At 53.8% G+C, this 12570-nt stretch carries 16 protein-coding genes and 1 other RNA gene; 9 read left to right on the top strand and 8 right to left on the bottom strand.

Translation table 11 applies throughout. The features are described from left to right. Positions 1-16: 16 nt before the first annotated feature. The 3 genes from ACHH0Z_RS08640 to smpB all read right to left on the bottom strand — a co-directional run bounded on the left by ACHH0Z_RS08640 (position 17) and on the right by smpB (position 1432). On the bottom strand, positions 17-400 hold the full coding sequence (locus ACHH0Z_RS08640; protein ID WP_025711956.1) for a hypothetical protein: 384 nt from the start codon (positions 398-400) through the stop codon (positions 17-19). 96 nt (positions 401-496) lie between these two features. Then, positions 497-860: a transfer-messenger RNA gene (ssrA, locus tag ACHH0Z_RS08635) on the bottom strand. A gap of 89 nt (positions 861-949) precedes the next feature. Further along, a complete protein-coding gene (smpB, locus tag ACHH0Z_RS08630) occupies positions 950-1432 on the bottom strand; it encodes an SsrA-binding protein SmpB (RefSeq protein ID WP_024908331.1) in 483 nt (160 codons plus the stop codon). A 156-nt stretch (positions 1433-1588) separates the two neighbouring features. Here smpB and ACHH0Z_RS08625 point away from each other — a divergent pair, with 156 nt between their 5' ends. Continuing rightward, positions 1589-2026, top strand: a complete 438-nt coding sequence (locus ACHH0Z_RS08625; protein WP_008502504.1) for a type II toxin-antitoxin system RatA family toxin — start codon at positions 1589-1591, stop codon at positions 2024-2026. Further along, a complete protein-coding gene (locus ACHH0Z_RS08620) occupies positions 2016-2303 on the top strand; it encodes an RnfH family protein (RefSeq protein ID WP_023325903.1) in 288 nt (95 codons plus the stop codon). Before ACHH0Z_RS08625 ends, ACHH0Z_RS08620 begins: the two co-directional genes overlap by 11 nt. A gap of 108 nt (positions 2304-2411) precedes the next feature. Here ACHH0Z_RS08620 and bamE read toward each other — a convergent pair whose 3' ends face one another. The 3 genes from bamE to nadK form a co-directional block, all read right to left on the bottom strand. Beyond that, positions 2412-2750: an outer membrane protein assembly factor BamE gene (bamE, locus tag ACHH0Z_RS08615; RefSeq protein ID WP_008502502.1), complete on the bottom strand. Its 339-nt coding sequence runs from the start codon at positions 2748-2750 to the stop codon at positions 2412-2414. A 138-nt stretch (positions 2751-2888) separates the two neighbouring features. Then, positions 2889-4550: a DNA repair protein RecN gene (gene recN / locus ACHH0Z_RS08610; protein WP_044597776.1), complete on the bottom strand. Its 1662-nt coding sequence runs from the start codon at positions 4548-4550 to the stop codon at positions 2889-2891. Positions 4551-4635: 85 nt separating this feature from the next. Then, the gene (gene nadK, locus ACHH0Z_RS08605) at positions 4636-5514 is read right to left on the bottom strand and encodes an NAD(+) kinase (RefSeq protein WP_008502500.1); all 879 of its coding nucleotides are present in this window, start codon (positions 5512-5514) and stop codon (positions 4636-4638) included. A gap of 122 nt (positions 5515-5636) precedes the next feature. On the opposite strand from nadK, the gene grpE reads away from it, so the two are divergent. After that, the gene (grpE, locus tag ACHH0Z_RS08600; protein WP_008502499.1) at positions 5637-6230 is read left to right on the top strand and encodes a nucleotide exchange factor GrpE; all 594 of its coding nucleotides are present in this window, start codon (positions 5637-5639) and stop codon (positions 6228-6230) included. 52 nt (positions 6231-6282) lie between these two features. Here grpE and ACHH0Z_RS08595 read toward each other — a convergent pair whose 3' ends face one another. Both ACHH0Z_RS08595 and ACHH0Z_RS08590 read right to left on the bottom strand, forming a co-directional pair. After that, positions 6283-7569 carry an HlyC/CorC family transporter gene (locus tag ACHH0Z_RS08595; RefSeq protein ID WP_025759264.1) on the bottom strand — a complete coding sequence of 429 codons (1287 nt, stop codon included), beginning with the start codon at positions 7567-7569 and terminating at the stop codon, positions 6283-6285. An 18-nt stretch (positions 7570-7587) separates the two neighbouring features. Continuing rightward, the gene (locus ACHH0Z_RS08590) at positions 7588-8379 is read right to left on the bottom strand and encodes an inner membrane protein YpjD (RefSeq protein ID WP_032623031.1); all 792 of its coding nucleotides are present in this window, start codon (positions 8377-8379) and stop codon (positions 7588-7590) included. Positions 8380-8545: 166 nt separating this feature from the next. On the opposite strand from ACHH0Z_RS08590, the gene ffh reads away from it, so the two are divergent. From ffh to ACHH0Z_RS08560, 6 genes are all read left to right on the top strand, one after another. Beyond that, positions 8546-9907: a signal recognition particle protein gene (gene ffh / locus ACHH0Z_RS08585; protein WP_014884878.1), complete on the top strand. Its 1362-nt coding sequence runs from the start codon at positions 8546-8548 to the stop codon at positions 9905-9907. 116 nt (positions 9908-10023) lie between these two features. Continuing rightward, positions 10024-10272 carry a 30S ribosomal protein S16 gene (gene rpsP, locus ACHH0Z_RS08580; RefSeq protein ID WP_003863133.1) on the top strand — a complete coding sequence of 83 codons (249 nt, stop codon included), beginning with the start codon at positions 10024-10026 and terminating at the stop codon, positions 10270-10272. A gap of 15 nt (positions 10273-10287) precedes the next feature. After that, the gene (gene rimM / locus ACHH0Z_RS08575) at positions 10288-10827 is read left to right on the top strand and encodes a ribosome maturation factor RimM (RefSeq protein WP_021241995.1); all 540 of its coding nucleotides are present in this window, start codon (positions 10288-10290) and stop codon (positions 10825-10827) included. Positions 10828-10858: 31 nt separating this feature from the next. Continuing rightward, entirely contained in the window at positions 10859-11626 is a 768-nt protein-coding gene (gene trmD / locus ACHH0Z_RS08570; RefSeq protein ID WP_008502493.1) for a tRNA (guanosine(37)-N1)-methyltransferase TrmD, read from the top strand. A 43-nt stretch (positions 11627-11669) separates the two neighbouring features. Then, complete coding sequence (gene rplS, locus ACHH0Z_RS08565; RefSeq protein WP_002914145.1) at positions 11670-12017, top strand: 50S ribosomal protein L19; 348 nt, start codon at positions 11670-11672, stop codon at positions 12015-12017. A gap of 132 nt (positions 12018-12149) precedes the next feature. Beyond that, the gene (locus ACHH0Z_RS08560) at positions 12150-12554 is read left to right on the top strand and encodes a DUF2946 domain-containing protein (RefSeq protein ID WP_039025344.1); all 405 of its coding nucleotides are present in this window, start codon (positions 12150-12152) and stop codon (positions 12552-12554) included. Positions 12555-12570: the final 16 nt, after the last annotated feature.

The raw sequence follows: 12570 nt of genomic DNA, 5'->3' as shown, positions 1-12570 counted from the left end.
TACAAATGGAGTGTCGTTAGAACTGAGTAGCGTTTTCGATGATATTGGCTTTATAGGCTTTCTCTTGTTCAAAAGTCATAGAGCCACTTTTCTTACACTCATTCCCGCCAGCATCAATTTTGTAACCTTGATCGCGTGTGACGTTCAGAAGCGTGACCCTTTTTATTGTCTCCGGCTTCCATTTATTCATGAAATAGTCATTACATATCCAGTCAAACATGGCGGTAGCCATATCCTGCGTCACTTTTGAACGGTCATATCTGACAGTGAGTTCACCATTTTTAAGACTGTGCTCACGAGCATTTGTGCCAGCAATGACATTCTCAATCGAAACCGGAATCTTGTCTGCATAGGAGCTGGCGCTGGTAATAAGTAATAAGGCAATTAGAGATTTTTTCACGTCGGTAGTCCCTTTAATGGATAAATGTCTGTCGCCATTTTGCCGCCACTACTAAATAAAAAGGGGCTACGTTTTCACGTAACCCCTTGTTTTGTTTGGTGGAGCTGGCGGGAGTTGAACCCGCGTCCGAAATTTCTACATCCTCGGTACTACATGCTTAGTTTGTCTTTACATTCGCACGCCAGCTGCGGACAGACACGCCACTAACGAACTAGCCTGATTAGTTTTAACGCTTCAACCCCAGGCAGGGCTTCCACGCGATCTCTTTTGGGTTTGACCTCTCTTTGATCCCCGTCTTAAGAGCGGAAGCTAGGGAGAGAGGGCTCAGAGCAGGTTATTAAGCTGCTAAAGCGTAGTTTTCGTCGTTTGCGACTATTTTTTTGCGGCTTTTAACGAGGCAAACCGCCCCTCGGCATGCACCTTGGGTTTCGCAAATCCCGTCGAATCCAGAATCAGCCCCAATAGTGTTGAACTGAGTATACCAGATTTCACTTCCTGGATACCAGCCCGGAACGCTAACTTATTGAATAGTACAATAAGTGTGCAGAATCAACGTCCTGCGTTTTTCATAATGCGCGCTTTGTCCAACTGCCATTCGCGCTCTTTCAGGTCAGTACGCTTGTCGTGCTGCTTTTTACCCTTCGCGACGCCAATTTTTACTTTGCACCAGGCGTTTTTCCAGTACAGCGACAGGGCGACCACGGTGAAACCTTCGCGGTTGATGCGTCCGTAGAGGGATTCCAGCTCACGCTTGTTCAGCAGCAATTTGCGCGTGCGCGTTGGATCACACACGTAGTGTGAAGAGGCGACGGTCAGCGGCGTAAAGTTCGCGCCGAACAGGAAGGCTTCGCCATCTTTCAGGATCACGTAACTATCGCCGATGTTGGCTTTCCCGGCGCGCAGCGATTTTACTTCCCAGCCCTGCAACGCAAGGCCAGCTTCGAATTCTTCTTCAATGAAATACTCGTGGCGAGCACGCTTGTTGAGCGCAATGGTCGCCGAGCCTGGTTTATGTGCTTTTTTCTTCGTCATAAGTGTCGTAAAGCCGTCGGTAATCTGATTTCAAAAAGTCACCTCATTGCGTCCTGTGAGGTCTAACGCGCTATCTTAGCACGAGATGAGGCTTAGCGTTTTTTTAACAGGTGATAAATGTTATTATTTGTCCGTTGTGTGACCATGGGAAATGCTATGCCTCAGATTAGCCGTACTGCGCTTGTGCCTTACAGCGCGGAACAAATGTATCAGTTAGTGAACGATGTTCAGTCTTATCCAGAATTTATTCCGGGATGCACCGGGAGCCGCGTTCTGGAATCCGGCCCGACGCAGATGACCGCGGCGGTGGATGTCTCCAAAGCGGGGATCAGCAAGACGTTCACCACCCGTAATACGCTGACAAACAATCAGAGTATTTTGATGCATCTGGTGGATGGTCCGTTCAAAACCCTGATGGGAGGCTGGAAGTTTACGCCGCTGAGCGCTGACGCCTGCCGCATTGAGTTCCATTTGGACTTCGAGTTTACCAATAAGCTGATTGAGCTGGCGTTTGGCCGCATCTTTAAAGAGCTGGCATCGAATATGGTTCAGGCGTTCACCACCCGCGCCAAAGAGGTATACAGTGTCGCATAAGATTGCTGTAGAAGTGGTTTATGCGTTGCCGGAGAAGCAGTATCTGCAGCGCGTGACGCTGGAAGAGGGGGCGACCGTTGAGGAGGCCATCCGTGCTTCCGGCATCCTTGAGCTTCGCAGCGATATCGACCTGGCGAAGAACAAGGTCGGGATTTACAGCCGTCCGGTGAAGCTGGGCGATGTGCTGAAAGAGGGCGACCGGGTGGAGATTTATCGTCCGCTGATTGCCGACCCGAAAGAGCTGCGTCGTCAGCGCGCGGAGAAGGCCAGTAAGTAGCGCTTTCTTCTCCGGTGGCGCTGCGCTTACCGGGGCTACGATTCTTCGTAAGAACTCAGATACAAAAAAGGTGCTCAATGAGCACCTTTTTGCATTTCTGACACCGGATTATTTAGTCAGGGCAGGCTTGTTGTCGATGTTGGTCAACACACCGGCGCTGCTGAAGGTCAGCGTCAGGGTCTGCTGGGTCGCATCTTCATGGCCCGGCTTCTGGCGGAATACATAGAACCAGGTGTTAGTGCCGAACGGATCGGACATCATCGGGGTTCCCAGTGCATAAGCGACCTGCTGTTGTGTCATCCCCACGCGGATTTTGGACACATCGTTAGGGGTAAGGTAGTTCCCCTGGTTGATGTCAGGACGGTAAACCACTTTCTCCAGAGTGGAACAGCCTGCGGTCAACATCAGAAGAACCGCTGCGGCAGCGGTCAGCATTTTACAACGCATAGTGATTTGATTCCTTTTCGGGCCCGAGCAGAACGCGGCTCATATGTAATATGCCGATGATAATAGACCTTGCCCCACTTTGAAACCGGTCTGGCGGCGTTTTTGTTGTTCTGTATGACCCTGAGATCCCGAAAAAGTTTATGCCGCCAGCAGTTCTTTCGCGTTCGCGAGTGTGTTACGCGTGACTTCGCTGCCGCCGAGCAGGCGTGCCAGCTCCTGCAGACGCGCACGTTTATCCAGCGGCTTCATGTGCGTTTCGGTCATTTCTCCGTCGGTTTCTTTGCTGACAATAAAGTGATGATGGCCACAGCCCGCGACCTGCGGCAGGTGGGTGACACACATCACCTGCGTGGATTCGCCGAGCTGGCGCAGCAGTTTACCCACCACCGCCGCCGTCGGACCGCTGATGCCGACATCCACTTCATCGAAAATCAGCGCCGGGGTGTCCATTTTGCGCGCGGTGATCACCTGAATCGCCAGCGCAATACGCGACAGTTCACCGCCTGAGGCCACTTTGGAGATCGCCTGCAGCGGCTGCCCCGGGTTGGTGGTAACGCGGAATTCGATACGATCTGCACCTTCCGCCGTCAGGTGGTTCTCTTCAAAGCGAACGTCAATGGTGAAGACGCCGTGCGGCATCGCCAGCGTGTGCATGCTGTCGGTAATGTGCTGGCTTAACTCCTGAGCATAGTGCTGACGAATTTCATGCAGCTTTTGCGCTGTCGCCAGCGCCTGTTCATGGTGCAGGTTCACCGCCAGAGAGAGAGTTTCCTGCGAGTCAGCCTGATCGTCAAGCTGCTGCTGCTCGTCCAGCAGAGACTGATAGTAGCCCGGCAGCTCTTCCGGCGTAACGTGGTGCTTGCGCGCCAGCGAGATCTGACGGGAGATACGCTGCTCCAGCTCAAAAAGACGGTTCGGGTCGAGATCCAGACGCTCACAGTAGTGGCGAAGTTCGTCACCGGCTTCAGAGATCTGAATGGCCGCCTCTTCCAGCATATCCAGGACGCCAGACAGTTTGCTGTCCATGCCGACCAGTTCGGTAAGCAGCTGACGGACGTTATACAGCTGGCTCTGAAGGTTCACGTCTTCGCCATCCGCCAGCAGGTTGAGCGCATTCTGGCTGGTTGAGAGCAAGTGACCGCTGTTCGCCAGGCGCTTGTACTCTTCGTCGATTTGCTCAAACTCACCCGGCTGCGGGTTGAATTCGTTCAGCTCTTTGAGCTGGTATTCCAGCAGCTCCGCACGGGCGGCGCGCTCCTGGCTTTGCTGCTGGTGTTGCGCGAGCTCGCGGCAGCTCTGATGCCACTGGCGATAGTGCTCTGCCATAAGCTGAGTAAGCGCGTACTCACCTGCATAGCCATCCAGCAGCGCTTTCTGCTGTTCGGGTTTAACGAGTTGCTGATGCGCGTGCTGACCGTGGATTTGGATAAGCAGCTGGCCGAGTTCACGGAGCTGGGAGAGCGGGACCGCTGTGCCGTTGATAAAGCCGCGTGAGCGACCGTCGCTGCTAATAACGCGGCGAAGTAAACACTCACGTCCATCTTCAAGCTGGTTCTGTTCCAGCCAGCGCTGGGCGGCAGGGGTGTCTTTCAGGGAGAAGCGGGCGCACAGGTCGGCACGGTTTGCGCCCATGCGCACCATGTCGCCCTCGGCGCGGCCGCCAAGGCACAAGCCGAGGGCATCAATGGCAATGGATTTACCCGCACCGGTTTCCCCGGTGATCGCCGTCATGCCGCTGTGGAAATCGATCTCAAGCTCACGAACAATGGCAAAGTTGCTGATGGTCAGTTGTGCCAGCATAATTGTTTTCCTGTATGAAAAACCATAACTGTGTTTTCATACAGTATAAACTGGTTTTTTATACAGTAAAGTACTGGATGCAAAATCAGAACAATTTTTTTGACCAGCCAAGCTTCGAGCTTAATGTATTGAAATAGCTGTAATCTTTTGGATGTATCAAATTCAGGTGGTAATCACACCGGCGAATAAGCACATCTTCACCTTCCTGGATAGGCAGCGCTATCTGGCTGTCGCAGCTGATCTCCAGGTCGTTACGGCGGTGCGAGAAGCGCAGACGGATCGTGCTGTCGCCGTTGATCACCAGCGGGCGGGCGGAGAGCGTGTGCGGGAACATCGGTACCAGGGTAATGGCATCCAATGAGGGCGTCAGGATCGGGCCGCCGGCAGAAAGCGAGTAGGCGGTTGAGCCGGTCGGGGTGGAGATAATCAGCCCGTCAGAACGCTGGGAGAAGGCAAAGATCTCGTCGATATAAACTTCGAACTCAATCATGTGCGCCACTTTTCCGGGGTGAAGAACAACCTCGTTAATGGCGGTGCTGATGCGCTTCTGGCAGTCCTGCTGGCACACCTGCGCTTCCAGTAAAAAGCGTTTTTCACTGATATAGTGGCCTTCCAGCACGTCGGCCAACTGCTGCTGCGCATTGTCCGGGTCGAGGTCGGTTAAAAAACCGAGATTGCCACGGTTGATGCCGATGACCTTGATGTCATAACGCGCCAGCGTGCGGGCCGCGCCGAGCATGTTGCCGTCGCCGCCCACCACCACGGCGAGATCGGCCTGTTGGCCAATTTCCGCCAGCGTGCCGGTTTTGACGCTCTTCAGCTGCAGTTCCTGGGCAATCTGCTGCTCGACCATCACTTCATAGCCTTTGCTACACAACCAGCGATACAACATTTCATGTGTCGTTAGTGCGGTAGGGTGACGCGGATGCCCGACGATCCCAATACACCTGAAATGATTATTCATTTTCTGGAGGTCCTTGTGCCTGATGAATGATGACAATCTGTCTTGTTCCCTTGAATCCCGGAAACTGATCCCCATAATAAGCGAAGTTAGCGAGATGAATGCAGAAAAACGCGGAGAAATTCATGAGTAGTAAAGAACAGAAAACGCCTGAGGGGCAAGCCCCTGAAGAAATTATCACGGAACAGCACGATGAAGTTGAGGCTGTAGAGCCAGACGCATCTGCTGAGCAGGTGGACCCGCGCGATGAAAAAATTGCGAATCTGGAAGCCCAGCTGGTAGAAGCACAGAATCGCGAACGCGACAGTGTTCTGCGCATCAAGGCGGAAATGGAAAACCTGCGTCGTCGTACCGAGCAGGACGTCGAAAAGGCGCACAAGTTCGCGCTGGAGAAATTCGTCAACGAACTGCTGCCGGTGATCGATAGCCTCGATCGCGCGCTGGAAGTGGCTGACAAAGCGAATCCGGACAACGCGGCGATGATCGAAGGCATCGAACTGACGCTGAAATCCATGCTCGACGTGGTGCGTAAGTTTGGCGTGGAAGTGATTGCCGATACCGACGTTCCGCTGGATCCAAACGTTCATCAGGCCATTGCGATGGTTGAATCTGAAGAGATTGAAGCCGGTAAAGTGCTGGGCGTAATGCAGAAAGGTTACACCCTGAACGGCCGTACCATTCGCGCGGCGATGGTGACCGTGGCGAAAGCGAAAGCGTAATTCGCTATCCGTAGTGCCGGGTAGCGGCGTTCGCCTTACCCGGCCTACAACCTTACTCCGCGATACTTTCGCGCAGGGGTTTAACGGGCAGGACTTTCACCTGCTTAATCATATTGTCCTGCACGTCCAGGATATCAATATCGTACTGCTCAATGCGCACCCGCGTGCCCGCCGCCGGGATCTCTTCCAGCGCTTCCAGAATCATCCCGTTAATGGTGCGAGCCTCATCTTCCGGCAAATGCCAGTTAAAGGCTTTGTTGAGTTCACGAATGTTCGCGCTTCCGTCAATCAGCACCGAACCGTCGTTTTGCGGGGTGACCTCTTCCGCGAGGGAAGGCGACATTGAGGTGGTAAAGTCCCCGACAATCTCTTCCAGAATATCTTCGACCGTCACCAGCCCCTGGATATCGCCGTACTCGTTGACCACCAGGCCGACCTTCTTCTTGTTGCGCTGGAATTTCACCAGCTGCGTGCTGAGCGGTGTTCCTTCCGGCACGTAATAAATTTCGTCGGCGGCGCGCAGCATCACCTCTTTGGTGAACTCTTTTTTCTCGGTCATCAGACGGTAGGCTTCGCGCACGCGCAGCATGCTGATGGCGTCATCCAGCGAGTCGCGGTACAGCACAATGCGCCCGTGCGGGGAGTGCGTCAGCTGGCGAACGATGGCTTTCCAGTCGTCATTGATGTCGATACCGACGATTTCGTTACGCGGCACCATGATGTCGTTCACGCTCACCTTTTCCAGATCGAGCACCGACAGGAGCATGTCCTGATTGCGCCGGGAGATCTGCGAGCGGGATTCATTCACGATAGTGCGCAGCTCCTCTTTGCTGAGCGCGCTGCTGATGGTGACGTCGGCTTTGATTCCCACCATCCGCATCAGGACGCGCGTCACCATGTTCAGCAGCCAGACCAGCGGCATCATCAGGATCTGCAGCGGTGCCAGCAGGAAGCTGCTCGGATAGGCGACCTTTTCAGGGTAAAGCGCGGCGATGGTTTTTGGCAGCACTTCGGCAAACACCAGCACCACGAACGTCAGCACGCCGGTGGCAATTGCGACCCCGGCGTTGCCGTACAGGCGCATCCCGACGATGGTGCCGAGCGCAGAGGCCAGAATGTTGACGAGGTTGTTGCCGATGAGCACCAGGCTAATCAGGCGATCCGGCTTGCGGAGCAGTTTTTCAACGCGACGGGCGGCGCGGTTACCCTGTTTAGCACGATGACGTAACCGGTAGCGGTTCAGGGTCATCATGCCGGTTTCCGAGCCGGAGAAATAGGCGGAGATGACCACCATGACGATCAGGATAACGATCAGCGTGGTGGTTGAGATGTGTTCCAGGGGGAACTCCTTTGTTTCTTAGCCAGCAAATTGCTGTATGAAGCGGCTGCCAAAATAGGCAAGGGTGAGAATGCCCGCACCCGCGACGTTGAACCAGACCACGCGACGACCGCGCCAGCCTTCATGATAATGGCCCCATAACAGGACAATATAGACAAACCACGCGATGATGGAGAGCACCGCTTTATCGATATTCTCCACGCTGAACAGGTTCTTCATGTAAAACAGGCCCGTGCAGAGCGTGAGCGTCAGCAGCACCACGCCCACCTGGGTGATGTGGAACATCTTACGCTCAATCACCATCAGCGGCGGCATTTCATGGTTAAACGCCAGTTTTTTGTTTTTCAGCTGGTAGTCAATCCAGGCGAGCTGCATGGCATAAAGCGCGGCGATGATCAGCGTCGCGTAGGCAAAGAGCGACAGGCCGATATGCACCAGCATCCCCGGTGTCGCCTCCAGATGCGTAATGAACTCATTAGGCATAAAGGTGGCGAGGGCCAGATTGATCAGCGCGAAGGTGTAGACAATCGGCAGCAGCAGCCAGCCGCGATTTTTAGACGCGACGATGGTCATTACCGTACAGATCATCAGGCTGACCAGCGAGCCGACGTTCAGCACGCTCAGGTTTTGCACGCTGCCGTCGCCGGGGATAATGCGTGATTCCAGCGCAAAGGCGTGGCTAATCAGTGCGATCACCGCCGAAAGAATAGCCATGCGCCGCCAGCCGCTGTTTTTTTGCAGCAGTCCGGGAATAATCAGCGCGAGGCTGACAGAGTAGGCAACAAGGGCGATCAGTGCGAAAACAGGCATATAGGCATCGACAGTTGTCTTAATAAGAAAGAGAAGCAGTATAACGTTACGTGACGCCTGCTCCAACCGTTGCATAACAACAAAGGCGCCTTCATGTTATACTCCGGCAAAATTCTGTGTATGTGTCGCTCATGGCGGCCCAACGTTTCTACTCAGGCGAGAGACAATGTTTGATAATTTAACCGATCGTTTGTCGCGCACGCTGCGCAACATCAGCGGCCGCGGACGCCTTACTGAAGAGAACATCAAGGAAACGCTGCGCGAAGTGCGCATGGCGCTGCTGGAAGCAGACGTCGCGTTGCCGGTTGTTCGTGATTTTATCAACCGCGTGAAAGAGAAGGCGGTTGGTCATGAAGTTAACAAGAGCCTGACCCCGGGTCAGGAGTTCGTCAAAATCGTTCGTAACGAACTGGTTTCGGCGATGGGCGAAGAGAACCAGGTGCTTAACCTGGCCGCTCAGCCACCGGCCGTGGTGCTGATGGCGGGCCTGCAGGGTGCGGGTAAAACCACCAGCGTCGGTAAGCTGGGTAAATTCCTGCGCGAAAAGCACAAGAAGAAAGTGCTGGTGGTCTCTGCGGACGTCTATCGCCCGGCGGCGATCAAGCAGTTGGAAACCCTGGCAGAGCAGGTCGGCGTGGATTTCTTCCCGTCCGACGTGGCGCAGAAGCCTGTCGACATCGTTAACGCCGCGCTGAAAGAGGCGAAGCTGAAATTCTACGACGTGCTGCTGGTGGATACCGCCGGTCGTCTGCACGTTGACGAAGCGATGATGGACGAGATCAAGCAGGTGCATGCCTCTATCAACCCGGTAGAGACCCTGTTTGTCGTCGACGCCATGACCGGTCAGGATGCGGCGAATACCGCGAAAGCGTTTAATGAAGCGCTGCCGTTAACCGGCGTGGTGCTGACCAAAGTGGACGGTGACGCCCGCGGCGGTGCGGCCCTCTCCATTCGTCACATCACCGGTAAGCCGATCAAATTCCTCGGCGTGGGTGAGAAAACCGAAGCGCTGGAGCCGTTCCACCCGGATCGTATTGCCTCCCGTATTCTCGGCATGGGCGACGTGCTGTCGCTGATCGAAGATATCGAGAGCAAGGTTGACCGCGCGCAGGCCGAGAAGCTGGCCAGCAAGCTGAAAAAAGGCGACGGTTTCGATCTGACTGACTTCCTTGAGCAGCTGCGTCAGATGAAAAACATGGGCGGCATGGCTAGCCTGATGGGCAAACTGCCGGGCATGGGCCAGATCCCTGACAACGTGAAAGCGCAGATGGATGACAAGGTGCTGGTGCGTATGGAGGCGATCATCAACTCGATGACGCTGAAAGAGCGCGCTAACCCTGACATCATCAAAGGTTCCCGTAAACGCCGTATCGCAGCCGGTTGCGGCATGCAGGTGCAGGACGTTAACCGCCTTCTGAAACAGTTCGACGACATGCAGCGCATGATGAAGAAAATGAAGAAAGGCGGCATGGCGAAGATGATGCGCGGCATGAAAGGGATGATGCCTCCCGGTTTTCCAGGGCGTTAATCGCTTTTGAGATTGCTTTTTGCCCGAAAATGAGTAAAATTTTCGGGCTTTTAATATGACACCCGGGCTCCGTTCCTCGATGGGGCCCGGTTGTTTTATTCACACAAGAGGATGTTATGGTAACTATTCGTTTAGCACGTCACGGCGCTAAAAAGCGTCCGTTCTACCAGGTTGTTGTGACTGACAGCCGTAATGCACGCAACGGTCGCTTCATCGAGCGCGTTGGTTTCTTCAACCCACTGGCCGCTGGCGCAGAAGAAGAAACTCGTCTGGATCTGGATCGTATCGCTCACTGGGTTGGCCAGGGCGCTACTGTTTCCGATCGCGTTGCTACGCTGATCAAAGCAGCAAACAAAGCAGCTTAATCTGTCACGGTGGTCATGATGAGCAATAAAGCACCTGTTGAACCGATCGTATTGGGAAAAATGGGTTCTTGCTACGGTATCCGTGGTTGGCTCAGAGTGTTTTCCTCCACTGAAGACGCTGATAGCATTTTTAATTACCAGCCCTGGTTTATCCAGAAAGGCGGTAAGTGGGAAGAGGTCGAGCTGGAAAGCTGGCGTCACCACAATCAGGACATCATCATCAAGCTGAAAGGCGTTGACGATCGTGATGCCGCGAATGCGCTGACTAATTGTGAAATTGTCGTGGATTCGTCGCAGTTGCCACAGCTGGAAGAGGGCGACTACTACTGGAAAGACCTTATGGGTTGCCAGGTAGTCACTACTGAAGGCTACAGCCTGGGGAAAGTCATCGATATGATGGAAACCGGGTCAAATGACGTTCTCGTCATTAAGGCAAACCTGAAAGATGCATTTGGCATCAAGGAGCGGTTGGTTCCGTTCCTCGATGGACAGGTTATCAAGAAAGTCGATCTCACTACTCAAACCATTGAAGTAGATTGGGATCCTGGTTTTTAAATTCTCCGGATAAACGGTAAAAGACGGCGCTATGTGGATTGGCATAATTAGCCTGTTTCCTGAAATGTTCCGCGCGATTACCGATTACGGGGTAACTGGCCGGGCAGTAAAGAATGGCCTGCTGAGCATCCAGAGCTGGAGTCCGCGTGACTTTACTCATGACCGGCACCGTACCGTGGACGATCGTCCTTACGGCGGCGGACCGGGGATGCTAATGATGGTGCAACCCTTACGGGACGCCATTCACACAGCAAAAGCCGCGGCAGGTGAAGGCGCAAAGGTGATTTATCTGTCACCTCAGGGACGCAAGCTTGATCAAGCGGGCGTCAGCGAACTGGCGACGAATCAAAAGCTGATTCTGGTCTGTGGTCGCTACGAAGGGATAGATGAGCGTGTAATTCAAACCGAGATTGACGAAGAATGGTCTATCGGCGATTACGTTCTCAGCGGTGGTGAGTTACCCGCAATGACGCTGATTGACTCCGTCGCCCGGTTCATTCCGGGAGTACTGGGCCATGAAGCTTCGGCAACGGAAGATTCCTTTGCCGATGGGTTGCTGGACTGTCCACACTATACCCGTCCTGAAGTGTTAGAAGGGATGGAAGTCCCGGCAGTGTTACTGTCAGGAAACCATGCCGAGATACGTCGCTGGCGTTTGAAGCAGTCGCTGGGCCGAACCTGGCTTAGAAGACCTGAACTTCTGGAAAACCTGGCTCTGACTGAAGAGCAAGCAAAGTTGCTGGCCGAGTTCAAAACTGAACACGCGCAACAGCAGCATGAACATGATGGGAATGCGTAATACGCTCCCGAATATCAGTTTACCCAGGATAAGAGATTAAATTATGAGCAACATTATTAAGCAACTTGAACAAGAGCAGATGAAGCAGGACGTACCTTCCTTCCGTCCAGGTGACACCGTGGAAGTGAAAGTATGGGTTGTTGAAGGTTCCAAAAAACGTCTGCAGGCATTCGAGGGCGTGGTTATCGCTATTCGTAACCGCGGTCTGCACTCTGCATTCACTGTTCGTAAAATTTCCAACGGCGAAGGCGTTGAGCGTGTCTTCCAGACTCACTCTCCGGTAGTTGACAGCATTGCTGTTAAACGTCGTGGTGCTGTACGTAAAGCTAAACTGTACTACCTGCGTGAGCGTACTGGTAAGTCTGCTCGTATTAAAGAGCGTCTGAACTAAGATTCGCTTAAGCGACATCCTGTTAGAAAGGGCTGGCCGAAAGGCTGGCCCTTTTTTTATCCCATCGCACCTCTCGCGTTAACCCTTTTGTCATAAATCATTTACAATGCTTGCCTCTTGTATGGAGGGGAAGTGGATAACATACTGCATCAGAATAGCTGGAAACGCGCAGCGGCATTGACCGCGCTGTTTGCGATCCTGCTGATCGTGGTAGCACCCCTGATCTCCGTCTCATTGCAGAAAGATCCCATGAGCGCCATGCCGGGCATGCATCATGACATGAGCATGATGTCGATGGACGAGCATCACGGCGATATGCCACACACGATGCCCGTCGACCATGCGGAAGCGTGCGGCTACTGCGTGCTGTTAGCGCATGTCCCTGGCGTGATGCTGGCGCTCATCGTCCTGCTCAGCGTGGTGCTGCAGAGGCTTCGCGTTAAGCCGCCGCGTCAGGCGGTCAAGCACTGGCACTTTTTCCCCTGGCTTTACCCTGATACCCGCGCGCCGCCGCGGCAGTCTGCTTTTTCCCTTTAAAAATATCGATAACTTT

The sequence above is a fragment of the Enterobacter cloacae complex sp. 2024EL-00227 genome, assembly GCF_043945315.1.
GTDB classification, from domain to species: domain Bacteria; phylum Pseudomonadota; class Gammaproteobacteria; order Enterobacterales; family Enterobacteriaceae; genus Enterobacter; species Enterobacter roggenkampii.
Note: the sequence above shows the minus strand (reverse complement) of the source record. Positions and strands in the feature narration are given on the sequence as shown.

Coding starts and splice junctions, on each gene's coding strand:
- smpB (WP_024908331.1), bottom strand. CDS start 1,432: ATGACGAAGAAAAAAGCACATAAACCAGGCTCGGCGACCATTGCGCTC.
- ACHH0Z_RS08625 (WP_008502504.1), top strand. CDS start 1,589: ATGCCTCAGATTAGCCGTACTGCGCTTGTGCCTTACAGCGCGGAACAA.
- bamE (WP_008502502.1), bottom strand. CDS start 2,750: ATGCGTTGTAAAATGCTGACCGCTGCCGCAGCGGTTCTTCTGATGTTG.
- recN (WP_044597776.1), bottom strand. CDS start 4,550: ATGCTGGCACAACTGACCATCAGCAACTTTGCCATTGTTCGTGAGCTT.
- nadK (WP_008502500.1), bottom strand. CDS start 5,514: ATGAATAATCATTTCAGGTGTATTGGGATCGTCGGGCATCCGCGTCAC.
- grpE (WP_008502499.1), top strand. CDS start 5,637: ATGAGTAGTAAAGAACAGAAAACGCCTGAGGGGCAAGCCCCTGAAGAA.
- ACHH0Z_RS08590 (WP_032623031.1), bottom strand. CDS start 8,379: ATGCCTGTTTTCGCACTGATCGCCCTTGTTGCCTACTCTGTCAGCCTC.
- ffh (WP_014884878.1), top strand. CDS start 8,546: ATGTTTGATAATTTAACCGATCGTTTGTCGCGCACGCTGCGCAACATC.
- rpsP (WP_003863133.1), top strand. CDS start 10,024: ATGGTAACTATTCGTTTAGCACGTCACGGCGCTAAAAAGCGTCCGTTC.
- rimM (WP_021241995.1), top strand. CDS start 10,288: ATGATGAGCAATAAAGCACCTGTTGAACCGATCGTATTGGGAAAAATG.
- trmD (WP_008502493.1), top strand. CDS start 10,859: ATGTGGATTGGCATAATTAGCCTGTTTCCTGAAATGTTCCGCGCGATT.
- rplS (WP_002914145.1), top strand. CDS start 11,670: ATGAGCAACATTATTAAGCAACTTGAACAAGAGCAGATGAAGCAGGAC.